Raw genomic sequence first — 26,265 nt, 5'->3', positions numbered from 1 at the left:
TGTCCGGCAACTGCCCAGCTCAGCCAGGCTTTTGGGCATGAACTCATTATCTGTGCGGGTGGCGCGCTGGAGTGCGCGGCATCCCTGGCGGGCGATCGTCGGCTGGCTGGTGTTCGTGGCGCTGTGTCTGGGCGTCGGCAGTGCCGTCGGCACGAACAGTGCCAAGACGGCGGACTACCGGGTCGGCGAGGCCGGCCGCGCCGAGGCCCTGGCCGCCGAGGCGCATCTGGAGCGCAGGGCCGCCGAGCAGGTGCTGATCTCCTCCCGTTCGGGCGGTGCCCTCGACCAGGGCGCCGCCCGGGCCGCTGCGGACGACCTGACCGAGCGGATGCGGCGGCTGCCCGAAGTGGCGAGCGTGGCCGACCCGTTGCTCTCCGAGGACCGGCGCGTCCTCATGGTCGAGGTGGCGCTGAAGGGCGAGGAGCGGGACGCGAAGGACAAGGTCGACGCCCTCGTGGCGCAGACCTCGGCGGTGCAGAAGGAGCACCCCGGGCTGCTGCTGGAGGAGACCGGAAGTCCGTCCGTCAGCAAGGGGGTGGACAGGCAGCGCAGTGACGACCTGGCGCTGTCCGAGGCGATCACCCTGCCGGTCACCCTGCTCACGCTGATGGTGGTGTTCGGGTCGGTGACCATGGCCGGGGTGCCGTTGCTGCTGGCGCTGTCGTCGATCGCGGCGGCGGTCGGGCTGTCGATGGTCGTCTCGCACGTGTCGCCCGACGCCGGGGTCGGCACGAACGTCATCCTGATGATCGGTCTCGCGGTCGGCGTCGACTACACGCTCTTCTACCTCAAGCGCGAACGGGAGGAACGGGCCCGCTCCGGCGGTCGGCTCTCCTCCGAGGCGCTGGTGGAACTGGCCGCCGCGACCTCGGGCCGGGCGGTCGTGGTCTCCGGGCTCGCGGTGGTCGCCTCCACGGCGACGCTGTACCTGGCCTCCGACGTGATCTTCTCCTCCCTCGCGACCGGCACCATCGTGGTCGTCCTGGTCGCGGTGGCCAGCTCGCTGACGGCCCTGCCCGCGCTGCTCGTCAAGCTGGGGCGGCGGGCGGAACGCCGGGCACTGCGGCGGGCGGAACGCGGAAAGCCGGCGCGGCGGGTACGAGGCGGCACGGGCGGCGGCCGGGTGTGGAGTGCTCTGCTGCGGCCCGCCGCCCGGCATCCCCTCGCGACCCTGTGCGTCTCGGTCGTCGCGCTCCTCGCCCTCGTCGTCCCCCTGGCCGGACTGAAGATCACGGAGATGAGCCGGGACACGCACTCCCGCGACATCCCCGCGATGAAGGTCTACGACCGGCTCAACGAGGCGTTTCCCGAGCAGCGGGTGACCCACCAGGTCGTCGTGCGTGCCGATGCCTCGCGGTCGGCGGAGGTCGGCGACGCGCTGCGGGAGGTGGCCCGGCGGGCCGCGGCCGACCCGCTGTTCACCGACGCCTCGCGCATTCGGTCCTCCGCCGACGGGCGCACCAGCACCCTCGAACTGAAGGTGCCGCACCTCGGCAACTCCGACGAGGCGTACGACTCCCTGGACCGACTCCGGGACGACTTCCTGCCCGCGACCGTCGGCCGGACCACCGGCGCCGAGTACGGCGTGTCCGGCGATGTCGCCCGCTACGCCGACTATCCCGCCCACCAGAACGGCAAACTGCCCCTGGTGCTGGGCGCGTTGCTGCTGGTGACGTTCGCGATGACCGTGTACGCCTTCCGTTCGGTGGTGCTCGGACTGCTCGGTGTCGCCCTGAACCTGCTGTCCGCCGCGGCGGCGCTGGGGCTGCTCGTGCTGGTCTTCCAGGGGACGTGGGCCGAGGGGCTGCTGGACTTCCGGTCCACCGGGTCGATCGGGTCGCGCGTACCGCTGTTCCTCTTCGTGATCCTCTTCGGTCTTTCGATGGACTACCAGGTGTTCGTGGTGAGCCGGATCCGGGAGGCGGTGCTCGCGGGCGTGCCCACGCGTCAGGCCGTGCTCGACGGGATCCGCTCCTCGGCGAGCGTGGTGACCAGCGCGGCGGTGGTGATGACGACCGTGTTCACGAGCTTCGTCTTCCTGCACATCATCGAAATGAAGCAGATGGGCTTCGTCCTGGCGGCGGCCGTACTGATCGACGCGTTCGTGGTCCGGGTGATGGTGCTGCCCGCGGCGATGCTGCTGCTGGGCGAGGCGAGTTGGTGGCCCGCGCGCCCGGTGCGCCGGGCGACGGCCGCCCCGGAGAAAAGGTCGCCCTCCCGCCCGGTGGTCGACGTACGTTGATCTGTATGACCGCTCTCGCCGGGTCCGCCCCCGACGCCTTATGGGCCACGTCACTGCGTCGCTGGAACGCGGTGTGCTGGCTGCTGTTCGCCGTGATGGCCGTCGGGCTGGTCGCCATGGACCGGCCCGGCGAGAGCAAGTACGTGGCACTGGCCCTGCTGGGCGGGGTGGTGCTGTCGTACGCGGTCCTGGACCGTTTCCCGTCCAATCCCGTCGTACGGCCCCACGTCTATCTGTCGGTGCTGGTGGCCGCGCTGGGCGGGCTGGCGTATCTGCGGGGCAACTACGCCGCGCTGTTCATGGTGACGCTGCCGCACTACTGGATGTTCGGGCGGACACCGAAGGCCTCGATGACGTTCCTGGGGCTCGCCACGGCCGCCACCCTGGCCGCGAGCGTGCTGCGGCAGGACGGCTGGACGGTGGAGTTCTTCACCGAGACGCTCGTGTCCACGGTGCTCGTCGTCGCCGTAGGGGCGCTGATCGGGCTGTGGGCCCATTCGGTGGTCGGGCAGAGCGCCGAGCGGGCGAGGCTGATCACCGAACTGGAGGAGACCCAGGCCGAGTTGTCCGAGGCCCACAAGCGGCAGGGCGCGGCCGACGAGCGGGAGCGGATGGCCCGGGAGATCCACGACACCCTCGCACAGGGCTTCGCCTCGATCATCGTGCTCGCCGAGGCGGCCCGGGCCGGCCTCGACTCCGACCCGGCGCGCAGCGCCCAGCAGTTGCGGTCGATCGAGTCGACGGCCCGGGAGAACCTCGCCGAGGCCCGGGAACTGGTCGGCTCGCCTCAGCGCCCCGGCCAGGCGGCCGCCGGTTCGGTGACGCAGACCCTGCGCCGGACCCTGGACCGTTTCGCGGAGGACACCGGCCTGACCGTCGACGCCGACCTGGCGGACCTGGAGTGCGACCAGCGGACCCGGATCGCGCTGCTGCGCTGCACCCAGGAGTCCCTGGCCAACGTGCGCAAGCACGCCCGCGCCTCCACGGTCGGTGTGGTCCTGGCCCGGCAGCCGTACGGCGTGGAGCTCGAAATCACCGACGACGGGACCGGGTTCGTGGTGGAGTCGTCGTCGGGCTTCGGCCTGGACGGCATGCGCAAACGGCTGGCGGAGCTGGGCGGGAGACTGACGGTGACGAGTTCGGTGGGCGACGGGACGCGGGTGCTGGCGCTGATACCGCTGCCCGCCGCGGAGAGCGGGGCGACGGCATGACCGGCGGAGCGCTCCGCGTCATCGTGGTGGACGACCACACCGTCATGCGGGCCGGGGTGGTGGCCCTCCTCGCCTCCGAGACCGGCATCGAGATCGTCGGCGAGTCGGGCGACGGCCGCGCGGCCCTCGGCCTCGTCGAGCGCCACGAGCCCGATGTCGCCCTGGTCGACCTGCGGATGCCGGTGCTGGACGGGGTGGCCACGACCACCGAGATCGTGCGGCGCTTCCCCCGCACCCGGGTGCTGATCCTGACGACGTACGACACCGACGCGGAGATCGAGCGCGCGGTGGAGGCCGGGGCGATCGGCTACCTCCTCAAGGACACCACCCGTGAGCAACTGGCCGACGCGATCCGCGCGGCGGCGCGCGGCGAGACGGTGCTGGCGCCCCGGGTCGCCGAGCGGCTGGTCGCCCGTATGCGCCAGCCCGCCCAGATCCCGCTCACCGCCCGGGAGAAGGACGTCCTGAACGCGGTCGCGGACGGCCTGACCAACGCCGAGATCGGCCGTCGCCTCGTCATCGCCGAGGCCACGGTGAAGACGCATCTGCTCCGTCTGTTCGCCAAGCTCGACGTCAACGACCGCACCAGGGCGGTGGTGGTGGCGATGGAGCGGGGGTTGTTGCGCAGGCCTTGAACGCTGGCCCTGCTCATTCGTCGCCGCGCCGAAACGAACCGGTACGGCCCTCACGTCGAGCTTGTTCGGCCAGGTCAGGGTCGGAGAGCCTGGCAATCGACTCGAAGAGATTTGCCCCGTCGTGCAGATCGCGGGCGTACTTGAGCCATCCCCCCAGCAACAGCGTGGCCACCCCGCAGCAGATCGCATACGCCGAGAGCCATGCCAGCCAGGAAGCCTCGCCCTGCCCCTCGACCGCAGCCCAGGTACTGACCAGGACGAGCATGCAGCATAGGAAACACGACACCATGAACCACAGAAACCCGAAGGCGGCCCGCCCCCAGGCCCTGACTTCCAGCGGCTCTTTCAGCCCGTTGTCCGGGGGCGAAGCGCTGTTGCCCTGGCGAAGTTCCCCCAGGTACTCCTGCCACTCGCCACGGCGCTTGCGCAGCATTTCCGTCGCGCTGGAGGTCAGGAGATGCATCTCGACAACCCCGATGAGCAAGATGGCGGCCATCGCCCCAGCGGCGACTGCCGCGTAGTCCGTCGACATCGTCAGCCGTCGGCCACTGAAGAAGATCATCCACAGGGGGGCCCAGACGATCATGCCAGGAAGCAGGGCCCAGACGACGCAGACGGAACGTGATCGCCATCTGAGTAGCCACAGTGCGGCTTCGCGCGGGTGAGCTTCACGGGTTCCCATGCGTCCAGATTGTGGCGTGCGGGGCAAGCGGACAGCGGGTTTTCGAACCTGAGGTCACTGCTTCCTGGTACCGGCGCGGAAACAGACCCACCACCGTCCGGCACGGAGGCCGGGGGCGGCGAGGTATCGCCCCGGTGCCCGTACGCCTCCACGGCCCTGTCGGTGGAGGCGTTGCCGAGAGGACCAGGGCATCCGCCCGTCCTCCCCGCTCGCCCCTCCTCCCCCGGGACTTTGCCATCTCTTTACAACCCGTCCCCCGGCCGCCTCGTCTCTCCGCACGACCCGTCACCCACCCCGCCCTTCACCGGGCGGGACCGACGAAGGAGAGCGTTCCCATGCGCCGAACCGTCCTCACCGCCCTGGCCCTCGCGGGCACCGCCGTACTGCTGGGCACCGGGCCCGCGTTCGCGAGCGAGACGGCGACCCCGAGCCCGGCCCCGACGGCCGCCGAGTCCGCCCCGCGGCCGGAGGCCAGCGCCGAGCCGACCCGCGCGCCGGCCGACGCCACCCCCGTCCCGGACGACGAGCCGACCCGGGCACCGGCCGAGGACCAGGTCTCCGTCGTGCCGAGCGGCGCGCCCGACACCGGCGTGACGTCGGCGTCTTCGGCCTCCGACTCCGGCCTCGGCTCAGCGGCGGTCGGCGCGGGCGCCGCCGCGGTGCTCGCCGTGGGCGGCGGGACGGTCCTCGTCGTGCGGCGGCGCCGGGCGACCGGGGCATGACCCCGTTCTCCAGGCGCGCGTTCACGACGGCGGCGCTGGCGTCGCTGCTCACGGCATGCGCAGGCCAGGGGACGACGCCGGACTCCTCAACCACCGCACCACGGCCGCAGTCTTCCCCTCGGCCGGTCCCGGCCGAGGGGGCGCGCCCCCTGGCCCGTTCGGTCCCGGTCCGGCTGCTGGTCCCGGCCATCGGTGTCGACACCCCGGTCATCCGGCTGGGCCTGGCCCCGGACGGCACGGTGCGGGTGCCGCCGGTCACGGCGGACGACCGGGCGGGCTGGTACCGGCACTCGCCGACGCCGGGCCAGACCGGCCCGTCGGTGATCCTCGGGCACGTCTCGGTCGGCAGGTACGGCGACGGCGTCTTCCGTCACCTCGTCCGGCTGCGCCGCGGCGACCGGATCGTGGCGCGCCTGGAGAACGGCACGGCGGCGGAGTTCGCCGTCACGGCGGTACGGACCGTCCCCAGAACCCGCTTCCCGGTGGACGACGTCTACGGGAACGTGGACCGCCCGGAGCTGCGGCTGATCACGTGCGGCGGAGCGCGCACCGACGACGGATACACGGACAACGTGATCGTGTTCGCGGCGCTGAGCGGCGCCGACTCCCCCACCTCTGGAGAGCGTTGAAACGGTCCCGTGAGAAGGCCGCGTCCGAGCTGTTCGCCGCCCTCTACCCGCGCCTGGCCGGCTGGTGCCGCCGTCTCGTCGACGACGACGAGACGGCCCACGAGATCGCCTCGGAGGCGTTCACCCGGCTGTGGGCCCGCTGGACGTCCGTGGCGGAACCCCGCGGTTTCCTCTACGTCACCGCGGCCAACCTCGTCCGGGACCACTGGCGCAAACTGGAACGCGAGCGCAGGGCCATGCACCGCGTCACCTCGGAGGCGGCCGTACGGCCCCACCCCGAGCAGGCCGACCCGTCGGTGCGCCTGCTCGTGCAGTCGCTCCCGGAACGACTCCGCGTCCCGATCCTCCTCCACTACTACGCTGACATGCCGATCCGGGAGGTGTCCGTGCTGACCGGGCGCAAGGAAGGAACCGTCAAGGCCGACCTGCACGCGGCCCGGGAACTGCTCCGCGTCCACCTGAGGAGAAGCCTTGACCACACGTCTTGACGACGATCCGGACGACCGGGAGTCCGGTGCCGACGACCCGCTCGCCGTGATCCTGCGGCCCTCCTCCCCCGACTACCTGGGCGCCCCGCCCGGCCAGTACGAGGCGGTCCGCCGCAGGGCGACCCGCCGCCGCGTGCTGCGCGCCGCGGCAGGAGCGGCCCTGTGCTGCGCGGCGGCCGCCCTCATCGCCCTCCCCCTGCGCCTGACGGCCCCGGAGCCCGCCCGTTCCCCGACGGTCCCGATGGCCCCGCCCCCCGCGAGCACGGCGCCTCCGGCCCTGGCACCGACTCCGCATCCGTCGGCGGATTCCCCTTCACCGACGCCTTCGCCTTCATCGGCCTCTCCGTCCGAGGCCCCGGCGCCCGCCACCACCCACCCCCGCCCCGACACCCCGGGCGACGCGAACAGCCCGACGGCCGAGCCCCGCACCCCGTCGGCCGCACCGACCTCGGCGCGGCCGGTCCCGTCGGCGACGGGGCCGGACACGGATCAGAGGTCGGCCACCAGCAGCCGGTAGCCCACGTCGACGGTGTCGAGCGCGAGCAGCCCGGCGTGCCGGGCGTGCCAGCGGCCGCTCGCCAGGTCGTCCGCGAGCCGGGCCAGGCCGGGGGCGATGACGTCCTCGCCGGTCTGGGCGAGCAGGGAGATCCCGGCGCGCACATGCGGGTCGAGGTAGGCGTGGGGGCGGCGCCAGTACGCGGCGGCGAAACCGTCCGTGCAGTCGTGGGGGACGGGGACCGTCTCCTGCCGGGCGCCGCCGAGCAGGGCCGCCAGCCGGCCGACGGGGACGGCGCGCGTGTCGTCGAACGCGGCCGCCTCGGGGAGGTACTCCCGTACCAGCCAGAACCGTTCACCTGACTCTTGCGAGGATGCCCCGGCGTTCACGCCGGGGAGGAATCGCATCCCGTGACGGCGACGCGGAGCGTCGCCGTGTCCGGTCTCCTGGGGCGCGGAGCGCCCGCAAGGCCGTCGACGGAGCCAGGGAAATCGAATACATGCACCCATGTTCGCTGGTTGTGGTGACTGCGGAGTGATGAGGGCACGGGTGTACGCCTGTCGTACGTATGGTCTCGTCGTGGAAGGCGGTGACCGGGCGGGCCGTAGCGCGGGGGGAGGGTGGTGTCGTGCCTGTGGTGAAGGAGGCCGGTGAGGGTGGGCGTGCCCGGTACACCTACCGGCTGCGTGTGTCGTCAACCGCCCACGCCGCGCTGCTGGCCGAGTGGGACCGCTGCCGTTGGGTCTGGAACGAGTGCGTGGCCAAGTCCAGGGCCGTGCACGTACACAACAAGGCGCACCCGGAGGACAGGCAGACGTGCGGCCCGGCCGGGCTCGACAAGATGCTGACCGAGGCCCGCGAGCGTACGCCGTGGCTGCGCGCGGGCAGTTCGGTGCCGCAACAGCAGATCATCCGGGACTTCGGCAAGGCCCGCGCGAAGGCGCAGAAGGACATCAAAGAACGCCTGCCCCTCAAGCAGCGGGCAGGGATGCCGAGGTGGAAGAGGAAGCGCGAAGCCGACCCGACGCTGAACTACACCAACCGCGGCTTCCGGCTGAAGAACGGCCGTCTGCATCTCGCGGGCGGCATCGTCCTGACGGTGGTGTGGTCGCGCGAGCTGCCCGCCGCCCCGTCCAGCGTGCGCGTGTACCGCGACAGCGTCGGCTGCTGGTACGCCTCGTTCGTCGTACCCGCCGAAGCCCAGCCGCTGCCCGCCACTGGCGCGGTGATCGGGATCGACTGGGGCGTGAAGGAGACCGCCACCACCACCTCGGACGCCCACGACCTTCCCCACGCACAGCACGGAAAGAAGGCCCAGGCGAAGCTGTCGCGGTACGACCGCATGATGGCCCGCCGCAAACCCGCCAAGGGACAAGCAGCCTCCAAGGGCTACCGCGAAGCGAAGAAGCTGCGCGCGAAGGCGCACAAGAAGGTCGCCCGGCAGCGGCAGGACACCGGCCGCAAGTGGGCCAAACGTGTCGTGACCGACCACGACGCCATCGCCGTGGAGGACTTCCGTCCCAGGTTCCTCGCCAGGACATCGATGGCGCGCAAGGCCGCCGACGCCGCCATCGGCGCTACCAAGAAGGCTCTCATCGAGATGGGCCGCAAGCACGGGCGGGACGTCCGCCTCGTGCACCCCGCGCACACCACCATGGACTGCGCATCGTGCGGAGCGAGAACCAAGCACGCACTTCCGCTGTCCGAACGCACCTACACCTGCACCACGTGCGGAGCCGTCTCCTCCAGGGACAAGAACTCCGCCCGCGTGATGCTCGTCCGGGCTGGTCTGAACCCGGCTGGTGCCGAGGGCGTAAGACCTCTTGGAGCGCTGCTCCAGGAGGCGGCCTGAGCCAGGAATCCTCTCCCTTCAGGGAGGGGAGCATTCAAGGAAGACGTCCTGGTCCCAGGTCAGGACAACGACGCGGCGGCGGGCCACCCGGCGCAGTTCCCTGATCCCGGCCGCCGGGTCGGACCAGTGGTGGACGGTCAGCACTGCCATCACGGCGTCGACGGCGTCGTCCCGCAGCGGCAGGCGTTCCGCGACGGCCTGCACGCCGGGTGCGGCTCCCGGCGGTCGCTGGTCCAGCATGACCCGGCTGGGTTCGACCGCGAGGACCGTCTCCGGTGGTTCGTAGGAGCCGGTGCCCGCTCCGACGTCGAGGACGTCCGCGATGTCGTCGCCGAGCACGGCGTGGATCCGCGCGGCGATCCGCGGGTCGGGCCGCCGTGTCCGGGCGTAGGTCGCGCCGAGCGTGTCATAGGTCGCCATACGGGTCAGCCTGCCCGGCGTCGTGCCCCTGCCGTCGCACCCTTTCCGCCACCTCGCTCTTCTCGGTCTCCCACCAGGGCCGCACCAGGTCGGTGGCCGGGCCCCGGTCGAATTCCGGTGCGGCAGGGGTGAGTTCGGCGTCGAGCCGGCGGTCCAGTGCCGCCGTCTGGGCGCGCTCGGCGCGGACCCACTGGGCGAGGACGGCCAGCAGGAAGGGCAGGGCGGTCAGTTCGGCGATGCCGAGCATGGCACCGCCGCCGATCTGCTGGTCGTGGTGGACGTCGGGGGACCAGGGCGGCGCGTGGTGCAGGTACCAGGCGCCCGCGATCAGGGTGCCGTGCGTCATGACGACCAGCCCGGGGAGGGCGTCGACGATGCCGTCCAGGAAGACCAGGGCCGCCCGGACGGGGTGGGTGCACCAGGCGGGCAGCGCCTGTTCGCGGGTGAGCACCGGCAGGACGAACAGGCAGCCGGCCGCCAGCAGCTGGAGATACATCAGCTCGTGCAGCCAGCCCACGCGCAGCGCGGTGGCGAAGTACGGCGTGAAGTAGACGGTCAGTTCCGTGGCCAGCACCAAGGCCGTGCTGACGAGGGGGAACGTCAGTGTCCTGACCAGCCGGCCGGTCATGACCCGCCGCAGGCGGCCCGCACCGCCTTCCGGCAGCGCCTCGACCGCGAGTCGCAGCGGGTCGCCGAGGGCGAGCCCCAGCGGCGCGAGCAGATCGAGGGTGACGTTCTGCACGGCGGCGGGCCAGAACAGTTCACGGTCGTAGACGGCGAGCCCGGACATCGTGGCCACGACGATCGCGCCCAGCCCGAGCACGAAGAACGCGGCGAGGCGCGCGAGCGGCCAGGAGCCGCCCCGGTTGCGGACGCGTGCGACACCCCAGCCGTAGAGCCCGCCGAGGACGACGACCAGCAACAGGGCGGGAACATCCAGCCGCCAGGAGCCCAGCAGCCGCCCGGCGGTCAGCTCCGGCAGGTACACAGCCGACAGTTCGCTCACGGGCGGACGGTAGCCGTCGAAGTTAAGGAGACACCGATCATTCGTTCATGAGTGTGAATGAGGATCATGTACCAGTCTATTGACGCGTCCACGGCAAGCTTCTACGTTCGCCAGAAAGCGCTTACCCCCGGCCGGGTTCCGCCACCGTCACCACCCTTGGAGACGAACGATGCACCTGAGACCAGTGATCGCGTCCGTCGGCCTCCTGGCCGGCAGCCTCGTCGCGCTGTCCGGGACCACGGCACAGGCGGCGACCACCCGGTACGAGGCCGAGACATCGCCGGCCGTCTGCGCCGGCGCCATCGAGTCGAACTGGGCCGGATACTCCGGCAGCGGCTTCTGCAACGGCGACAACGCAACCGGCGGCTACGCGCAGTTCACCGTGACCGCCTCCGCCGCCGGCACCGCGACCCTCGAGGTCCGCTTCGCCAACGGCACGACCTCCGCACGCGCCGCGAACCTCGTGGTCAACGGCACGACGGCCGGCACGGCGTCCTTCGAGGGCACCGGCGCCTGGAACACCTGGGCGACCAAGACGCTCACCGTGCCGCTGCGGTCGGGCAGCAACACCGTCCGGCTCGCCCCGACCACCTCCGGCGGCCTGCCCAACATCGACTACGTCGACGTCGAGACGAGCGGCAGCGACCCGCAGCCCACGGGCCCGGTCCTGTATGTGTCACCGGGCGGCACGGACAGCGCGGCCGGCACGGAGTCGAACCCGACGACGCTCACCTCGGCGATCAGCCGCATCTCCGCCGGCGGCACGATCTACGTGCGCGGCGGGACCTACCGCTACTCCCAGACCGTCACCATCCCGGCGGGCCGGAACGGCACGTCGGGCGACCGCACGGAACTGTTCGCCTACCCGGGCGAGACGCCCGTGCTGAACTTCTCCGGCCAGAGCGAGGACCCGGCCAACCGCGGCCTCGCCGTCAACGCGTCGTACTGGCACGTCAAGGGCCTCGTCGTCGAACGGGCCGGTGACAACGGCATCTTCGTCGGCGGCAGCAACAACGTCATCGAGCGCACGGTGACCCGCTTCAACCGCGACTCGGGGCTCCAGCTCTCCCGGGCACTCTCCAGCACGCCCAAGGACCAGTGGCCGTCCCACAACCTCATCCTGAGCGCGGAATCGCACGACAACGTCGACTCCGACGGCGAGGACGCCGACGGCTTCGCCCCGAAGCTCACCGTCGGCCCCGGCAACGTCTTCCGCTACACCGTGGCCCACCACAACATCGACGACGGCTACGACCTCTACACCAAGACGGACACCGGCCCCATCGGCGCCGTGACCGTCGAGGACTCCCTCGCCTACGACAACGGCACCCTCAGCGACGGCTCCCAGGCCGGCAACGGCGACCGCAACGGCTACAAGCTCGGCGGCGAGGACATCGGCGTCAACCACATCGTCCGGCGCAGCATCGCCTACCAGAACGGCAAGCACGGGTTCACCTACAACCGGAACACCGGCGCGATGCAGATCTCGGACAACGTGAGCGTCGGCAACGAGCAGCGCAACTTCAACTTCGACTCGGGCAGCACGTCGGTGTTCCGGAACAACACCTCGTGCGACAGCGGGTCGAACGACCGGATCATCGGCGACTCCGACAGCTCGAACCAGTTCTGGTCCGGCTCCAACGGCTCCCGCTGCTCCTCCTACGCCGGGGCCCTGCGCTGGTCGTTCGCCTCGGACGGGCGGCTCGTCGTGACGTTCGGGGGCAGCCGGTAGCCTGGCCGTATGGCATGCAACGGCATCCCGCACTGCTTCCTCTGACACCGCGGTGAGGACGGCGACGTGACCAGGTCACGTCGCCGTCCTCGGCGTGCCCGCCGTCCGCGGGCACGCCGACGGCTCTCCGTCCACCGCCTGCATCCAGCTCGGCCGCAGGGCCCTTGCCCCGCCGGGCTGTCGAGGAGCACTCATGCCGACCACTCATCCGGGAACCGGCCGGCGCCGGCCCTCCGACCGGCTGCTGACCGTCCTGACCTGCCCCCTGTGCCTGTCGGGCCTGGAGCGCGCCGACGGCGCGCTGCGGTGCGCGGCCCGGCACACCTTCGACATCGCCCGCCACGGCTACGTCAGTCTGCTGACCGGCCACCGGCGTGCCGCGAGCGCCGACTCCGCCGACATGGTCAGGTGCCGCGGCGCGTTCCTCCGGGCCGGGCACTACGACCCGCTCACCCACACCCTCGCGGGACTCGCCGCGGAACTCGCCCCGCCCGACGCCGTCGTGCTGGACGCCGGGGCGGGCACCGGCCACTACCTCGCGTCGGTCCTCGACGCGCTCCCCGGGGCCATGGGGCTCGGGCTGGACAGTTCGGCCCACGCCCTGCGCGCCGCGGCCCGCGCCCACGTCCGCGCCGATGCCGCCGGGTGGGACGTGTGGCAGCCGTGGCCCGTCCGGTCCGACTGCGCCCACCTCGTGCTCAACGTCTTCGCGCCCCGCAACGGGCCGGAGTTCCACCGTGTCCTCCGGCCGGACGGCGCCCTGCTCGTCGTCACACCCAGCGACCGGCACCTGCACGAACTGCGCCGGTCCGTGGGACTGCTGGCGGTCGACCCCAGGAAGGAGGAACGCCTGCGCCGGACCCTGGCGGACCGCTTCCGGCACGAGCGCGCCGAGCCGCTGGAGTACACCATGAGCCTCAGCGCCGAGGACGTCGCCGGTCTGGTGACCATGAGCCCGGCCGCGCACCACGTCGGGGGCGCGGAACTGCGGCGCCGGATCGGGGAGTTGGCGGTGCCGGTGCGGGTGACGGCCTCGTTCGTCGCGTCGGTGTACCGGCCTCGGGAGCGTTAGCGGGACGCCGGGCGAGGTCAGGCGGCGGGCCGTGCGGTCTCGTCCATGCGCTGCTGCTGCGCGGTGGTGAGCGTGCGGACCATGAGGGCGGCGGTTCCGGCCGCCGCCACGATCACCACGTCGGCGGCGAGCAGGGGCAGGACGTCGGTGTAGGCGCGGGCGATGACCCCGTCCGTGGAGTCGGCGTAGATGAGGCCCCCACCACCGGCCAGACCGGCCAGCCACAGAGCCCACCACCAGTTCACGACGGCCGGCAGCCGCCGGTCGGGGAAGACGGACCGGTGAGCGTCCGCGACGATGCCCCGGGGTATCCACAGGTTCACGACGGGGACGATCCAGCCCAGGAAGAGCCAGGGGGATCCGTACCGCGGTTCCGCGCCCGAGAGGGCACGGGCGTTGTCGCGGACGCGGTCCAGCCAGAGCAGGAACGCGAGCGCGCAGAGCAGCGTGACGGCGCCGCCCACGGAGCTGACCCGGTCGTAGGAGTCCTCCAGGGCGGTCAGCGGGCGGTGCACGCCGCCTCCCTGGTCCGGCGGGCCGGACGCCGGCTGCCCGGTCCTGGCGAGCCGGACGTGCCACACCGCCCGGACCACCCAGGCCAGCGCGGCGAGGGCGAGCGCGGCGACGGCGCAGCGGGCCGCGCCACGGACCGGGCGAAGGGCGGGGCCCTGGGCGGTGACGGGAGTTTCCTGATCGCTCACCCGGTCATCCTGTCGTATCGCTCACCCGTTCGTATCCACCAGTCCCACCGCCCGGCCCTCCTCGTCCCACCGCACCTCCAGGACGTGGTCGACGGCGTCCCGGTCGAGGGGGCCTACACGTGCGGGAACCGGGTGTCCTCGGCGACGCCGGGCGGCGGGGCGGGGGCCGCCGCCTCCCACTCCACCCGCGCGGTGAGGCGGGTCTCGTCCAGGGCGAGCACGAGCAGGGGCCGGGGCGCGTCCCGGTAGAAGGCGTTGACGACGGTGAGCGTGGTCGGCTCGTCCGGTGAGCAGTGCACGAAGCCCTCCTCGGCCAGGGAGGCGGGGGCGTACGGACCGTCGGGGGCGGCGTTCCAGTCGGTGAGCGGCAGAGAGTGGTAGATCATGGCCCCGTTATAGGCCACCGGGGGATCAGGGCCGCCAGAGGCCCAGGGCGGTGATCGTCCGTGCGGTGGCCTCGGCGATCAGGGCGTCCGAGGGTTCGGCGTCGTAGCCGGGCCGGTCCGTCATGACGGCCAGGACGAGCGGTTCGGTGCGGGGCGGGCGGACGATCGCGATGTCGTTGGCCCTGCCGTAGTTGCCCGTGCCGGTCTTGTCGGCCACCTGCCAGCCCTTGGGGAGTCCGGCCCGGATGCGGCGGGCGCCGACCGTGGTGGCGTTGTGCGAGAGCCAGTCCGTCAGCAGGGCGCGTTCGCCGGCGGGCAGGGCGGTGCCCAGGAGCAGCTCGCGGAAGTCGGTGGCGACCGCGCGGGGAGTGGTGGTGTCGCTGGGGTCCCCCGGCCGTACGTCGTGCAGTTCGGGTTCGTAGTGGTCCATGCGGCTGACGGTGTCGCCGAGTCCGCGCAGATAGGCGGTGAGCTTCGCCGGGCCGCCGAGGTCGCGCATGAGCAGGTTGCCGGCCGCGCCGTCGCTGTAACGGACGGCGGCGTCGCAGAGCTGACGGAGGGTCATGCCGGTCGCGACATGCCGTCCGGTGACCGGTGTGGTGGACTTCAGGTCGGCCCGCGTATAGGTGACGCGCCGGTCCAGGCCGTCCAGGGAGCGGTGGTGCAGGACCGCCGCCGCGGCCAGGGCCTTGAAGACCGAGCAGAACGCGAAGCGCTCGTCGGCGCGGTGGATCGCGGTGGCGCCGGTGCCGGTCGCGAGGGCGTAGACGCCGACGCGGGCGCCGTACTCGCGCTCCAGGTCCGCCAGGCGCGGGCGGTGGACGGGTGGGGCGGGGGTGCGGCGGCCCGGCTGCGGGGTGGGCCGGGCGGTCGTGGTGGTCCGGCCGGCGCCGGGGTCGGTGTCCCGGCCGGCGGTGCCGCAGCCGGCCAGGGGGAGTAACGCCGCGGTGGCCAGGAAGGCGCGGCGGGAGGAGGAGGGCCCGTGGTGATCCATGCGCCGAGAACAGCAGCGGCCCGGGCATCTTGTCCAAGACCCGTATCGATCTCGGATCAATACCAGACGGATATGCTCCCTGCTCGTGGACCTGGTACGGCACTTGGAGTGCTTCGTGGCTGTTGCGGAAGAGTCACACTTCGGCCGTGCCGCGGCTCGTCTGGGCATGGCCCAGCCGCCGCTCTCGCAGCGCATCCAGCGCCTGGAGCGGCACCTGGGCGTCCGGCTCTTCGAACGCACCAGCCGGCAGGTGGCCCTCACCGAGCCCGGGGCGCTGCTGCTGGCGGAGGCCCGGGAGGTGCTCGCCCGCTCCGAGGCGTTCATGGCCACCGCGCGCCGCATCCGGGACGGCGAGACCGGCCTGCTGCGTGCCGCGCTGCCGCCGGACCTCTCCGGGGAGACCGTCGCCGCGCTCCTGGCGGGTTTCACCGGGGCGGGCACGGACGGCCTGGAACTGGAGCTGCACGAGCTGTCCACCGCCCAGCAACTGGAACGGTTCGCCGCGCACGAGCTGGACGTCGGGCTCATCCACCACCCCTGTGACGTCTCGGGGCTCGAACTGGGCCCGGTACTGCGGCGCGAACTGGGCGTGCTGCTGCCACGCGGCGCGGCGGCGGCCGGGCTCGACGAGGTACCGCTCGCCTCCCTCACCGGCCACGACCTGATCCTCTTCCCCCGCGCCGGCGCCCCCGCGGTCTACGACGACCTCCTGACCACCTGCGCCCGCAACGGTTACACCCCGCCCGCCGTACGCCACGCCCTGGGCACCAGCTTCGTACGCGGACTGGTGCTCTCCACGGAGGCGGTGGCATTCAGCCCGCGGGACACGCACGGGCCGCACGGGCACGCGGAAGACGGCGTGGAGGGCGTGGCGGACGTGGATGCGGAACGGACCGAGGGGGGCGTCGTATGGCGGCCTCTCACCGGCGTCCCGCTGGCCCTGCGCCACTCCGTCGCCTGGCCGGCAGGGCGCGGGGACGCCGCCGTGTCCGCGTTCGCCGAGGCCGCCACGCACGCGCTGCGCACCACCGCCGGCGCGACCCCCGACCTGCCCTCCCGCCCGCTGCACCTGCGCCCGGCATCGGAGTACTGGCTTTGAACCCTCCCCCAGCCCAGGCAGGGGGGTTCCTGGCTCAGGAAGCCCCACCGGTCAGCGACCGGCGAGGTCTTGCTCCCTCAGCACCAGCCGGGACGGAACCTGCCCGGTTGCCCGAAGGCGTTGGTGTGCGCCGGCTTGGTTCTCGCTCAGCGCGTCGCGCGTGCTTGGTTCTCGCTACGCACGGCACGCAGCCCACCCGGTGGTGTAGGCGGTCTTTCGCCCTGGAGGCGAAACCCCGTCCGTTGCCCTGCTCCACAAGGGTTCGATTCCTCCCCGGCCTCAAAGCCGGGGCGTCCTCGAAGGAAATCCGGTGACCGACGCCCTCGCCCGCATCCGCGCGGCCTTCGCCGACGCCGGGGTCACCGGCCGGCTGCACGCCCTCGACATCGACAGCGGCGCGCAGCTCGACGCCGGGGCGGACCAGCCTGTCTGCACGGCCAGCGTCCACAAGCTCTGTCTGCTCGTCACGCTCCACGAGCAGGCCGCGGCGGGGATCCTGGACCTCACCGAGCAGGTCGCGTGCCCGCCGGAGGGCCGCACCGCCGGCCCGACGGGACTCGCCGCCATGCTCGACGGCGCCCGGCTGTCGCTGCGGGACCTCGCCTATCTGATGATGTCCGTCAGCGACAACGCCGCCGCCGACCTGCTGCTGGCCCGCGTCGGTCTCGACGCCGTCAACCGCACCACGGCCCGCCTCGGCCTCAGCCGCACGTACGCCGTCCACACCTTCGGCGAACTCCTCGCCACCATCAAGGAGGACGCCGGTCCCGGCGGCGCGCGGTCGCTGGCCGACCCGCACGTCGTCGCCCGGCTGCGGGCGCTCGACCCGGCCCGGACCAACCGCAGCACCCCGCGCGACATGACGCGGCTGCTCGCCGCCGTCTGGCGCGACGAGGCGTGCCCGCCCGAGCACGGCGCGGCCATGCGGCGGGTCCTCGGACTGCAGGTGTGGCCGCACCGGCTGGCGTCCGGGTTTCCCTTCGACGACGTCCACGTGGCGGGCAAGACGGGGAGTCTGCCGACCGTGCGCAACGAGGTCGGCGTCGTCGAGTACCCCGACGGGGGCCGCTACGCCGTCGCCGTCTTCACGCGCACCGCCCGCACCTCCGCGCTTCAGCCCGCCGCCGACGCGGTCATCGGCACGGCGGCCCGCCTGGCGGTGGACGCCCTGCGCGCTTCCCAGGCGGCCCCGCGAGGGGCCGGTCCGGGCCGCTGATCAAAGCTGGGAATCAGAGCTGGGACTAGAGCTGGAACTCGGCCGGAGACAGCCCCAGCGCCGCGCAGGCCTCGCGCAGGACCGTCGCCTCGGCCTGGGAGAAGTGGCCGTCGGCACCGGCGATGACCATGCCGGTCTGGATCACGGCCCGGGCCTCGGTGGGCTTCTTGGCGGCCTTGGCGATCTCCTGCATGGCCTCGGCCTTGCCGTGCTGGAAGTTCATCGTCAGCTGGTCGACATGCTTGTTGAAACGCTGGCGCAGCTGCTCCGGCGGGAAGTTCTGGAGCACGTCGTTGCTGAGGATCATCGACTCGACCTGCTGCCGCTCGGCCGGGTCCACCTGCCCGTCGGCCGCCGCGACCAGCGCGCACACCGCCATGCTCGCGTCCCGGTACGCACCGCTCTTCAACTCGGTCTTCAGCGAGCCGAGCTGCGTCTTCAGCACACCGATCAGCTGGGCCTTGCTGCCACCGCCGGACCTCGTCCCCCCGCTGTGCCCGCCGGTGGCACCGCGCCCGCCCTGAGTCTGCTGGAGAGCCTTGGCCTGGTCCTTGAGCTTGTCCCAGACTGCCATTGCGTCACCTCGGTATTCGTCGGAAGTCATCTCGCGAACCCGCTCCCGCGCGCTCACTGACCCAACGCCCGACCCCCCGGCAAAGGTTCCGCACAACGCGCCCCACTCTCACCACCCGCTTCTCCGGCGGCCGAAACGGCGACTGCCCGCACCCCGTGACGGGTACGGGCAGTCGCGGTGGTGTCAGGCGCCGTGCCGCTGCCTCACGCGTTGTCGCGCGAGCGGAGCCTCAGGCGCGGGGCGAGGCGGAACGCCGCGAAGCCCGCCATGGCCAGGGCCGCGGCTGCCGCGAGGAGGAGGCCGATGCCGCCGGCGCCGGTCGAGGCGAGGCTGCCGGTGTCGAGGCTCGTCGACGTGCCGCCCGTGGTCGAGGAGCCGGTGCCGCCGGTCGTGCCGGACGTGCCCGTGCTGGGCGACGGGCTCGGGTCCGCCGAGGCGCTCGGGTCGGTCGTGGGGCTCGGGGACGGTGAGGCGGTGCCGTCACCGGCGACGACCTCGACCGCGAACTGGGCCACGGCGTCGCCGACCGACGCGGCGACCGTGTACGTGCCCGTGCCCTCACCGGCGGTCAGGGTCGGGGCCGTGGCCTTGCCCGAGTCGTCGGTCTTGACGCGGACGACCTGCTCGCCGTCCTCGAAGCGGGGGGCGTCGTCGCTGTCGTCCTCGACCCGGAACTCGACCTCCGTGCCGGCCGGTGCCGCGGTGCCCGACCTGACCACGCGGGCCTGGAGGGCCTCCGCGAAGTCCTTGCCCTGTTCGGCCTGCTGGTCGTCACCGCCCGCGACGCCCACGACGTAGGACGACTTCTTCACCTTCACGGTGAAGACCGTCGACGTGCCGTCGCCCTCGGCGCGGACCGTGAACTCGCCCTCCTTGCCGTTGCCCGTGCGGAGCGGCGCGGACTGGGCGCGGCCCCGCGCGTCGGTCGGCACGGCCGTCCTGGTGGTGTCGGCGCCGTCCTTGACGGAGAAGGAGGCACCCAGCTTGTCCGGGTCCTCGATCGTGAAGGTGACGGAGGCGTTCTCGACCGGGTTGCCGGCCTTGTCCCGGGCCAGCACGGCCACCGGGTCCACGTCGCCGCCCGGCTGGACGGTCTGGCCGGCTCCGGAGGCCTGGGTCAGCTCCGCGATCGCGGGGGTCTTCCACTGGAACACGATGCGCCCGTGGCCGGCCGGGCCGGAGTTGACGCCGCCCTCGGCGACGCCGCCGCGCACCGGCTCGCCGGAGGCCCGCCAGAAGGGGTCGGTCCTGGCCGGGGCCACCGTGCGATCGCCGCTGAGCAGCCGAGCACCGCTCACCCGGTCCGCGTCGACGTAACTGCTGCCGCCCGCGCCGCTGCCGACCACGCCCCGGGCGTCGTCCGTGCCGCCGCCACCGCCGCCGCCCGCGTAGCCGGCGCCGCCGCCGCCGCCCTGGCCGCCCGAACCGGAGCCGCCCGCACCGCCCTTGCCGCTCCCGGACGCGTCGGCGCCGGAGGAGCCGTTGCCGCCGCCCGCGCCGCCGGTGGGACCGGACGCGCCCTTGCCGCCGCGCTCCGACCCTGTGTCGTCCTGGCCGCGCTCACCGCCACCGGGGCCGCCTTGGCCGGGCACCGCGCTGCCGTACCCACCGCCGCCGCCACCGGCGGCGATGAGCAGCGGCTTGCCGTCGCCGGTGCGGACGCCGCTGCTGTTGCCACCGGCCGCCGCGTCCTTGCCGCCGCCCGCGCCGCCGAGCGCGTCACCGAAGCGCTGGTCGCCGACCGCGAGCGACAGCCGCTCCCCGGGCGTGACGCGGAGCGTGCCGGCGGTGTAGCCGCCCGCTCCGCCGCCGGAGGAGGGGGTGCCCTCGCCGCCCTGGCCCCATGCCCGCACGTCCAGCGCCGTGACGCCGACCGGGACCTGGAACTCCTCGCGGGCGCCCGTCGGGTCGAACAGCCGGCAGCCGGAGAAGCCTTCCGTCGGCGTGCAGGTCTTCCCGGCGAGGACCGCGCTGCCGGCCGCCGTGGCGGCCGGTACGCCCGTCAGGGCGGTGCCGGCGGTCAGCGCCACGAAGGTCAGGACGGCGGCGCCGCGCCGGAATCCGGCGCGGCGGCGCACGACGGAATGGTGATGCATCAAGGAAACTCCCCCACTCGTCACAAGCTCCCCCCCTGGGAGCCATGACATGCTCGATCGGAATCGAACACAACTAGTGGGACAGCTGACCAAACTTGAGGCTCTTGGTCAACTGAGAATGGTCGATTCCGGGCAACCGCTTGCTGAGCTCGCCACGGGCGTCCGGGCTCGCGAGACCGGCCCCGGGAGCGGACCCGGAGCCGGCCGGGCAGAGGGCGCGGACGACGTGCCCGTAGAGGGCGTCGTCGATCGCGTGCGACTGCGGGACGCCGTCGTCGTCGACGCTCTGGTACTTCATCAGGTTCTGCGCGAGCGCCACCTGGCGCTTGCCGTCCCGGCTGGACAGCGCGGTCATGCCGGCGCCGAACACCGCGCCGTCGTGGCCCCAGAAGCGGCCACAGCCGGGCAGTTCCAGCGAGTAGATGCCGAGCCCGTAATCGAGGCCGCTCACCGGGACCGTGCGCGTCATCTCGTCCAGGGAGGCCTTGCCGATCAGCTTCCCGTCGAGCAGCGCGCGGTAGAAGCGGTTCAGGTCGTCGGTGGTGGAGACGACCGCGCCCGCCGTGTACGCCCAGGACATGTCGTAGACGCTGTAGTCGCGCGGCGGGTCGATCAGGCCGTAGAACGACTCGTACATCCGCGGGTGCGGGCCCTTGATGTACGGGGTGCGCGGGAACGACGTGTGGCGCAGCCCGGCCCGGTCGATGACGTTGCGGGTGATGTGCTTCTCGGCGTCCTGGCCGGTGACCTTCTCCAGGAGCAGCCCGGCGATGACGTAGTTGGTGTTGGAGTACGAGCCGGGCAGCTCGCCCGGGCGTCCGGTGGCGGGGGCCGCGAGGCCCAGCCGGACGAGTTCCCCGGGGCGGATGGAGCGGAAGCGCTCCTCGTCGAGGCTGGCGGTCGAGCCCTCGGTGAGGGAAGGGAAGGCACCCGCGATGTAGTCGCCGATATGGCTGGTGTGGTTCAGGAGCATACGGACGGTGATCCGCCGGCCGCGCTCCCCGGGTATGAGGTCGGGGAGGTAGTCGCCGATGGGTGCGTCGAGCCGGACGCGGCCGCGCTCCACCTGCTGGAGCAGGGCGACGGAGGTGAAGGTCTTGCTGATGCTGCCCACCCGGTGCCGCATGCCCGGGGTGACCGGGCGTCCGGTCTCCACGTCGGCGACCCCGGAGGCGCCGGTCCACCGCTCGCCGCCGTCCCTGACGGACGAGAAGACGCCGTACATGCCCGCCTCGTGGATGGCGTCCAGCGAGTCGCGCAGGGCGGTTCTGTCGAGCGACGTGCTGTCCACGGGCCCCGCGGGCGGCGCGGCCGGGCCGGCGTGAGCGGGTGCGGTCAGTACGGCGGTGGTCGTCAGCAACGTGGTGCCCAGGACGGTTCCGAGAAGCCGGGCGATACGCAACGGCCTTCCCCTTCCTCGGTGTTCGAAAAGGTCGGGGTCATCGTCACGGGAAGCGGATGCGCCTTACATCCACCCAGGGGATGATCGTTATTCGGCCGACCCGCGGCAGAAATGTCCACAACCGCCGTTGATCTCGACCGAGTTCACCTGCCGGTCGGCCGTCAGCGCGCTCGTGTCGCACGAGGCGAGGAGCTGGGCCCCGAACAGCGCCGCCACGGCCAGGGCGGCGACCCGGGTGAGGTGCCTGTTCGCCTGCGCTCGCGGGCTGTGGCTTCCCGTGTCATGCCGCATGTCCGGTGTCTCCTTCGGTTCGTGAGGGTGCGCGCCCCGCCGTAGGTGCCGGCCGGTCGCGGCGGAACCACACGGCCAGCACCAGCGGATAGACGAGGTAGCCGAAGCGCGTGGCCGGCATCAGGCACATGGCCAGAGCGAGTCCGAGCGCCACGCGGTCCGCCGCGGCGACGACCGTGCGCGGCGGGCGGGCCAGGAGCCAGGCCGCCATCCCGACGGCGGTCGCCGCCAGTGCCGCCACGGCGATGGCGCGGCCCCCGGGCACATGGGTGGCGAGCAGGTGACCGGGCAGCGGACTGGTCGCCGGCGATCCGGCGCCGGCCGCGCCGAGCGGGAACAGCACCACGTGCTCGACGAACGCGTGCGGATCGACGAGGGCGAACGGCACGACGCCGGCCGCCGCCACCGCCAGGGCCGTCGCCGCGGCCCGCACGGCGGCCCGGCGCCCCGCCGTCACCGCGATCAGCACCAGCGCGACGGGCAGCAACGGCCAGGCGGTCCACTTCAACGCCGCCGCGGCCCCCATCGCCGCCCCCGAGCCCACGGCCCCACCACGCCGCCCCGCCAGAGCCAGCCCGAGACACATCAGCCCGATCACCGGCAGATCCACCCCACCCACCGCCAACGCCAGAGCGACGGCCGGACAACTGGCCAGCAACAGCGCCGGGTTGGCCGGGACGGCCGACATCGTACGTGCGGCGGCAAGGGCCCCGCGGCTCCGACGTGCGGCCGGCAGCGCGGGCGCGGCCAAGCCCTCCGGGCACCTGCGGGCACCGGCGACACCCCCGCGACCACGCCGGGCGACCGGCAGCCGTGCCGGCCCGGCCACAACTGCCCAGCCCCGGCGGACTACAGCGACAACCCCGCGCCCACATCGGGCGACCAGCGGCGCTGACTCCGCCGGGATTTCCCGGCCCGTACGGGCACCGGCGACACCCCCGCGACCACGCCGGGCGACCGGCAGCCCCGCCGTCGCCAAGCCCCCCGAACCCCCGCGCCCCCAGCCACCCCCAGCACGGGCCGCCACAGCCAGCGCGCCCAGGAACACCGCAGCGAACCACAACCGGGCGTCCGTGAGCGGGGTGTCGCCCAGCAGGGCGTGGGGGAGGCCGAGGAGGGACATGCCGGACAGGTACGGGTTGAAGTCGTCCACGAGCGACGGATGCGGGGCGTAGGGGCTGCCGGTGGCGAGCAGCAGGTCGCCGGAGTGCTCGACGACGCCGACCTCGGGCTGGGCCGTGCCCAGCACCATCAGCACCGCCAGCGGCAGCAGCACCGAGCCCGCGACCGCCGCGAGCGCGCTCGCCCGGCCCCAGGCGTACGGGCCGCGGCCGGCGAGGACGGCCGCCGCCGCGTAGCCGACGGCCGCGCACCCGCCCCACACCCGGTGGGCGGGCAGCGTCGTCACCGCGGCCAGCGCGAGCGCGAACCCCGCCGATCCGGCCCAGTAGAGGCCGTCCCAGCGCGCTCCGCGGGGGGTCCGTCGCAGGCCGTCCCGGTGACGGAGCGCGCGCGGGGCGGGGGCCGCCGGCGCGCTCGACGCGGACTGGAACTGAAGGGCCATGGCCGGACTCCTGTGACAGTGAGGAGGGACGGGCCCTCACCTCTGTCACGGGTTCGAGGACCGACCCTCAATCTCCTGCCGGGACCGGTCCCGCCACCTCGGCCGAACGGCCACCGTTCGCGACCACGCGAGCCACTGGCTCGGCCGAATGGCGGACCCGGACCACCGAACCCGGACCCGGAGTTCGCCGTACGTCCCTCGTCACACCGCCCGCGCGTCCGCCGCGATCCGCAGGGCCTCCACCAGCTCCCGGTACAGCGCGTCCGTGGCGAGCAGTTCGTCGTGGCTGCCCCGGGCGCGGACCCGCCCCGCCTCCATCACCACGATGGTGTCCGCGTCGATCACGTTGGACAGCCGGTGCGCGATGGTCACGACCGCCCCGGAAGCCGCCCGGCCGCGGACACACTCCTGGACGGCGGCCTCGGTCAGCCCGTCGAGCTGGGCCGTCGCCTCGTCCAGGAGCAGCACGTCCGGGGTGCGCAACAGGGCCCGGGCCAGCGCGATGCGCTGCCGCTCGCCGCCCGAGACGGCCGTACCGGACAGGGGCGTGTCGAGTCCCTCGTCCAGGGCGTCGATCTTCTCGGCCAGCCGCACCTCGCGCAGGACCCGGAGCAGTTCCGCCTCCGTCGCGTCGGGGCGGGCGAGCAGCAGGTTGTCGCGGATCGTCCCGGGCACGATCGGGGTGTCCTGCTCGACGTACGCCAGGCGCGAGCGGATCTCGTCGTGCGTGAGGTCGCGGTACGGGCGGCCGTCCAGGAGCAGTTCGCCTCCGGTCGGCTCCAGGAAACGCAGCACCAGGGAGAACAGGGTCGTCTTGCCCGTGCCCGAGGGCCCGACGATCGCGGTGTGCCCGCGCCGGGGGATCACCAGCCCGACGCCGCGCACCGCCGGTTCGGCGTCGGGGCCGTAGGCCGCGGTGACGTCCCGCAGTTCCAGCACGGGCGTGTCCGGCAGAGGGGCCTCGCGCTCGGGGACGTCCCGCACGAACCGCTCCGCCTGCTCCGTCTGCTCCGTCTGCTCCGTCTGCTCCGTCTGCTCCGTCTGGAGATCGTCGGTCTCCCGGATCCGTTCCGCCGCGGCGATCCCCGACTGGAGCGCGGTGACGTTCTGGCTGAGCTCGCTGATCGGGTCCATCAGCCCGAACGAGTAGAGCAGGAACGCGATGAGGCTGGAGACCTCCAGCGCTCCCTCGGAGACCCGCCAGGCGCCCACCCCCAGGACCAGGATGATCGCGAGCTGGATGCCGGCCGCCGAGATCGTCCAGGCCAGGGCCTCACGGCGGACCGCGCGGATGCCGTGCTCGGCGGAGGTACGTGCGTCGGCGACGATGCGCTCGGCCGTGCGGTCCTCGGCCCGGCCGGCCTTCACCGTCCGGATCGCGCGCAGGGCGCCCTCCAGGTTGCCGCCCAGCCGACCCAGGTGGTCCTGGGCGCGCTGCTGTGCGGTGGCGATCCCGGGCATCAGGACGCCGAACAGGACGCCGACCACCACCACGGCCGCCACGACCGCACCCAGCAGCACCAGGTCGAGGACGGCCATGAGGACCAGCGTCCCGAGGAGCATGACCACGGCGTTGATGAGGCCGACCGGTGCGCCGGTGGCGGCCTGGTGCAGCAGGACCGTGTCGGAGGTGACGCGGGTGACCAGTTCGCCGGGCGGACGCCGCGTGACGGCGGGCACCGTGGCCCGTAGGAAGCGCCGCACCATCGACTCGCGGGCCGAGAGCACCACGCGCTCCCCCAGCGCGCCGAGCAGCGTCCACTGCCAGTACATGACGGCGCTGCCGACCACCAGCAGCAACAGCAGGGCCGCTATCGGCCACCGCATCGAGCCGGAGCCGCCGAGCGCGTCGAGCACCCCCTTCGTGACCATCGGCGTGGCCAGCCCCATACCGGACCCCACGAGGGCGAGGACGAGGGCCAGGGCCAGGGCGCGCCGGTGCGGGCGGGCGAACGACCAGAGGATCCGCAGCCGTGGAACGGACACCTTGCGGGACCTACCTTCCGGAACAGTCATGATGCCGAGTGGAGCACTGCTGTTCCATAACGGTCAATCGATTTTCATCCTGGAAGGCGCGCTACCGTATGCGCATGAGTGAGGACCGGACCACGGCGACGGAGAGCGGCGCCCGCGCCCGCACCCGGCGCGCCATCGTCGACGCCGCCGTCGTCCTGCTGGCCGGTGACCCGACCGCGTCGCTCGGCGATGTCGCGGCGGCGGCGGGCGTGGGGCGTACGACCGTTCACCGCTACTTCCCCGAGCGGTCCGACCTGCTGGCGGCCATCGGCACGGACGTCCTGGAGAAGGTCGCGGCGGCGACCGAGCGCGCCCGGCTCGACGACGGCCCGGCCGCCAAGGCCCTGGAGCGGCTCTGCCAGGAGTACTTCGAGCTCGGCGACGGCCTCACGCTGATGTTCGAGACACCGCAGCTGGCGAACTGGTCCGGCTGGGAGGAGGAGACCGCCGCCGACGAGCACTTCCTGCGCACGGTCCGGCGCGGCCACGCCGAGGGCAGCATCGACCCCGAGCTGGACGGGGAGTGGGTCCGCAACCTGGTGTGGGCGCTGCTCTACTCGGCCTGGGAACACACCCGCACCGCCGGCGCCTCCAAGCACTCCGCCATGACCCTGTGCCTGCACACCCTGCGCAAGGCCATCGCGCCATAAGCCCTTCCCCGCCGGGAAGTTCTCCATCCCGTCCGACTCATTGACGCCGCCCGTCTCCCAGCCCTACGGTCTGGCCGACTTGCCGAACC

At 72.9% G+C, this 26,265-nt stretch carries 25 protein-coding genes and 1 pseudogene; 13 read left to right on the top strand and 13 right to left on the bottom strand.

Annotated elements, in window-relative coordinates; genetic code table 11:
* The first annotated feature begins 37 nt into the window (after window positions 1-37).
* From HDA41_RS20935 to HDA41_RS20925, 3 genes are read left to right on the top strand one after another with little or no spacing between them, the layout of a single operon-like run.
* Window positions 38-2,242: an MMPL family transporter gene (locus HDA41_RS20935; RefSeq protein WP_184986058.1), complete on the top strand. Its 2,205-nt coding sequence runs from the start codon at window positions 38-40 to the stop codon at window positions 2,240-2,242.
* 5 nt (window positions 2,243-2,247) lie between these two features.
* Entirely contained in the window at window positions 2,248-3,453 is a 1,206-nt protein-coding gene (locus HDA41_RS20930) for a sensor histidine kinase (RefSeq protein WP_184986056.1), read from the top strand.
* Window positions 3,450-4,088 carry a response regulator gene (locus HDA41_RS20925; RefSeq protein WP_184986054.1) on the top strand — a complete coding sequence of 213 codons (639 nt, stop codon included), beginning with the start codon at window positions 3,450-3,452 and terminating at the stop codon, window positions 4,086-4,088. Before HDA41_RS20930 ends, HDA41_RS20925 begins: the two co-directional genes overlap by 4 nt.
* A gap of 13 nt (window positions 4,089-4,101) precedes the next feature.
* On the opposite strand, the gene HDA41_RS20920 is transcribed toward HDA41_RS20925, so the two are convergent.
* On the bottom strand, window positions 4,102-4,770 hold the full coding sequence (locus tag HDA41_RS20920; protein ID WP_184986052.1) for a hypothetical protein: 669 nt from the start codon (window positions 4,768-4,770) through the stop codon (window positions 4,102-4,104).
* A 335-nt stretch (window positions 4,771-5,105) separates the two neighbouring features.
* On the opposite strand from HDA41_RS20920, the gene HDA41_RS20915 reads away from it, so the two are divergent.
* From HDA41_RS20915 to HDA41_RS20900, 4 genes are read left to right on the top strand one after another with little or no spacing between them, the layout of a single operon-like run.
* The gene (locus HDA41_RS20915) at window positions 5,106-5,492 is read left to right on the top strand and encodes a Tat pathway signal sequence domain protein (RefSeq protein ID WP_184986050.1); all 387 of its coding nucleotides are present in this window, start codon (window positions 5,106-5,108) and stop codon (window positions 5,490-5,492) included.
* Complete coding sequence (locus HDA41_RS20910; protein WP_184986048.1) at window positions 5,489-6,121, top strand: class F sortase; 633 nt, start codon at window positions 5,489-5,491, stop codon at window positions 6,119-6,121. Before HDA41_RS20915 ends, HDA41_RS20910 begins: the two co-directional genes overlap by 4 nt.
* Window positions 6,118-6,609, top strand: coding sequence for an RNA polymerase sigma factor (locus HDA41_RS20905; RefSeq protein WP_059420328.1), 492 nt, complete (start codon window positions 6,118-6,120; stop codon window positions 6,607-6,609). The genes HDA41_RS20910 and HDA41_RS20905 overlap by 4 nt, the downstream gene beginning before the upstream one ends.
* Complete coding sequence (locus HDA41_RS20900; RefSeq protein WP_221511571.1) at window positions 6,593-7,126, top strand: hypothetical protein; 534 nt, start codon at window positions 6,593-6,595, stop codon at window positions 7,124-7,126. Before HDA41_RS20905 ends, HDA41_RS20900 begins: the two co-directional genes overlap by 17 nt.
* Here HDA41_RS20900 and HDA41_RS20895 read toward each other — a convergent pair.
* Window positions 7,099-7,512 (bottom strand): hypothetical protein, encoded by a 414-nt coding sequence (locus HDA41_RS20895; RefSeq protein WP_376706804.1) that lies wholly within the window; start codon window positions 7,510-7,512, stop codon window positions 7,099-7,101. The genes HDA41_RS20900 and HDA41_RS20895 overlap by 28 nt on opposite strands.
* 230 nt (window positions 7,513-7,742) lie before the next feature.
* On the opposite strand from HDA41_RS20895, the gene HDA41_RS20890 reads away from it, so the two are divergent.
* Window positions 7,743-8,957 carry an RNA-guided endonuclease InsQ/TnpB family protein gene (locus HDA41_RS20890; protein ID WP_184993603.1) on the top strand — a complete coding sequence of 405 codons (1,215 nt, stop codon included), beginning with the start codon at window positions 7,743-7,745 and terminating at the stop codon, window positions 8,955-8,957.
* A gap of 18 nt (window positions 8,958-8,975) precedes the next feature.
* Here HDA41_RS20890 and HDA41_RS20885 read toward each other — a convergent pair whose 3' ends face one another.
* Both HDA41_RS20885 and HDA41_RS20880 read right to left on the bottom strand, forming a co-directional pair.
* A complete protein-coding gene (locus HDA41_RS20885; protein WP_230299472.1) occupies window positions 8,976-9,377 on the bottom strand; it encodes a class I SAM-dependent methyltransferase in 402 nt (133 codons plus the stop codon).
* Window positions 9,364-10,374, bottom strand: a complete 1,011-nt coding sequence (locus HDA41_RS20880; protein WP_184993605.1) for a cytochrome c oxidase assembly protein — start codon at window positions 10,372-10,374, stop codon at window positions 9,364-9,366. The genes HDA41_RS20885 and HDA41_RS20880 overlap by 14 nt, the downstream gene beginning before the upstream one ends.
* Window positions 10,375-10,552: 178 nt before the next feature.
* On the opposite strand from HDA41_RS20880, the gene HDA41_RS20875 reads away from it, so the two are divergent.
* Entirely contained in the window at window positions 10,553-12,115 is a 1,563-nt protein-coding gene (locus tag HDA41_RS20875; RefSeq protein WP_184986046.1) for a right-handed parallel beta-helix repeat-containing protein, read from the top strand.
* Window positions 12,116-12,308: 193 nt separating this feature from the next.
* Window positions 12,309-13,187: a putative RNA methyltransferase gene (locus HDA41_RS20870; protein WP_184986044.1), complete on the top strand. Its 879-nt coding sequence runs from the start codon at window positions 12,309-12,311 to the stop codon at window positions 13,185-13,187.
* 17 nt (window positions 13,188-13,204) lie between these two features.
* Here HDA41_RS20870 and HDA41_RS20865 read toward each other — a convergent pair whose 3' ends face one another.
* The 3 genes and pseudogenes from HDA41_RS20865 to bla form a co-directional block, all read right to left on the bottom strand.
* Entirely contained in the window at window positions 13,205-13,888 is a 684-nt protein-coding gene (locus HDA41_RS20865) for a DUF4328 domain-containing protein (RefSeq protein WP_184986042.1), read from the bottom strand.
* A gap of 21 nt (window positions 13,889-13,909) precedes the next feature.
* Window positions 13,910-14,274 (bottom strand): annotated as a pseudogene (locus HDA41_RS20860) (DUF952 domain-containing protein).
* 25 nt (window positions 14,275-14,299) lie between these two features.
* A complete protein-coding gene (gene bla, locus HDA41_RS20855; RefSeq protein ID WP_184986040.1) occupies window positions 14,300-15,268 on the bottom strand; it encodes a class A beta-lactamase in 969 nt (322 codons plus the stop codon).
* Window positions 15,269-15,353: 85 nt separating this feature from the next.
* On the opposite strand from bla, the gene HDA41_RS20850 reads away from it, so the two are divergent.
* Complete coding sequence (locus tag HDA41_RS20850) at window positions 15,354-16,367, top strand: LysR family transcriptional regulator (protein ID WP_184986038.1); 1,014 nt, start codon at window positions 15,354-15,356, stop codon at window positions 16,365-16,367.
* Window positions 16,368-16,677: 310 nt separating this feature from the next.
* Window positions 16,678-17,583 carry a serine hydrolase gene (locus HDA41_RS20845; RefSeq protein ID WP_184986036.1) on the top strand — a complete coding sequence of 302 codons (906 nt, stop codon included), beginning with the start codon at window positions 16,678-16,680 and terminating at the stop codon, window positions 17,581-17,583.
* Between the two features lie 25 nt (window positions 17,584-17,608).
* On the opposite strand, the gene HDA41_RS20840 is transcribed toward HDA41_RS20845, so the two are convergent.
* The 6 genes from HDA41_RS20840 to HDA41_RS20815 all read right to left on the bottom strand — a co-directional run bounded on the left by HDA41_RS20840 (window position 17,609) and on the right by HDA41_RS20815 (window position 25,526).
* Window positions 17,609-18,157, bottom strand: coding sequence for a tellurite resistance TerB family protein (locus HDA41_RS20840; RefSeq protein WP_184986034.1), 549 nt, complete (start codon window positions 18,155-18,157; stop codon window positions 17,609-17,611).
* Window positions 18,158-18,360: 203 nt separating this feature from the next.
* A complete protein-coding gene (locus HDA41_RS40645; RefSeq protein WP_221511570.1) occupies window positions 18,361-20,253 on the bottom strand; it encodes a glycine-rich protein in 1,893 nt (630 codons plus the stop codon).
* Window positions 20,254-20,326: 73 nt separating this feature from the next.
* Window positions 20,327-21,655 (bottom strand): serine hydrolase domain-containing protein, encoded by a 1,329-nt coding sequence (locus HDA41_RS20830; protein ID WP_184986032.1) that lies wholly within the window; start codon window positions 21,653-21,655, stop codon window positions 20,327-20,329.
* Between the two features lie 87 nt (window positions 21,656-21,742).
* Complete coding sequence (locus HDA41_RS20825; protein ID WP_184986030.1) at window positions 21,743-21,946, bottom strand: hypothetical protein; 204 nt, start codon at window positions 21,944-21,946, stop codon at window positions 21,743-21,745.
* Window positions 21,936-23,510 (bottom strand): glycosyltransferase 87 family protein, encoded by a 1,575-nt coding sequence (locus tag HDA41_RS20820; protein WP_184986028.1) that lies wholly within the window; start codon window positions 23,508-23,510, stop codon window positions 21,936-21,938. The genes HDA41_RS20825 and HDA41_RS20820 overlap by 11 nt, the downstream gene beginning before the upstream one ends.
* Window positions 23,511-23,711: 201 nt before the next feature.
* A complete protein-coding gene (locus tag HDA41_RS20815; RefSeq protein WP_230299473.1) occupies window positions 23,712-25,526 on the bottom strand; it encodes an ABC transporter ATP-binding protein in 1,815 nt (604 codons plus the stop codon).
* Window positions 25,527-25,600: 74 nt separating this feature from the next.
* Here HDA41_RS20815 and HDA41_RS20810 point away from each other — a divergent pair, with 74 nt between their 5' ends.
* Window positions 25,601-26,176: a TetR/AcrR family transcriptional regulator gene (locus tag HDA41_RS20810; RefSeq protein WP_184986026.1), complete on the top strand. Its 576-nt coding sequence runs from the start codon at window positions 25,601-25,603 to the stop codon at window positions 26,174-26,176.
* Window positions 26,177-26,265 lie beyond the last annotated feature (89 nt).

Source organism: Streptomyces caelestis, from assembly GCF_014205255.1.
GTDB lineage: Bacteria > Actinomycetota > Actinomycetes > Streptomycetales > Streptomycetaceae > Streptomyces > Streptomyces caelestis.
This window is presented reverse-complemented; position numbering and strand designations above follow the sequence as displayed.